The organism is Paraburkholderia phymatum (genome assembly GCF_040965635.1).
Taxonomy (GTDB): domain Bacteria; phylum Pseudomonadota; class Gammaproteobacteria; order Burkholderiales; family Burkholderiaceae; genus Paraburkholderia; species Paraburkholderia phymatum_B.
In genome coordinates this window covers 1-588 of record NZ_JBFRCH010000116.1, presented here as the reverse complement: position 1 = coordinate 588, position 588 = coordinate 1, and the positions used below count along the sequence as shown (strand labels likewise).

Annotated in this window: 1 protein-coding gene; it reads right to left on the bottom strand. The window is 62.6% G+C overall.

Features of this window, described 5'->3' with window-relative positions:
- Window positions 1-588: phosphopantetheine-binding protein (locus tag AB4Y32_RS40445; protein ID WP_368726580.1), on the bottom strand; the 588-nt coding region annotated here is incomplete at both ends.

Below are 588 nucleotides of genomic sequence, written 5' to 3'. Positions count from 1 at the left end.
GCGATCACCAGCGTCGCGAGTGGCATCGTGTAGCCCGTCGACTGACGTACTTCGGCGAGCAGCCTTGCCCCGAGAAGCGAATTGCCACCCAGTTCGAAGAAATTGTCATCGCGACCGATCGGCGCAAGGTCGAACAGCTTCTCCCACAGTGCCTGCAAATGTCGTTCGAGTTGTTCGCGCGATTCGCCGGCTGGCGGAAGCTGTTGAGTCGCGAGCTTGAGCGCCGGATGGTCCCGGATCGCGTCGAGGCATTCGGGATTGCGCAGCGCCGTGACATTGGTGGCCGGCAAGCCGTTGATCGCATCACGCGCGGATCGTTCGGATAGCTTGCCGTTGTGTGTGACGGGCAATGCATCGACTGCGATGATCCGATCTGGAACGTGCGCGGGCGACGCGCGCTGCGCGAGATCGCGACGTATCCGGGCGACCAGCGTGCCCGTCAGCGTGACGTCGTCCTGCAAAACCAGCAGCAGTACGATGCGCGGGTCAGGCGTTTGATCGCATGCGTGATCCGCGGGGCCGCCGCTTTGCCGTTGTTCGACGACCATCGCTTCGCGAATTTCGCGGATATCGTTCAGCACGCGATAG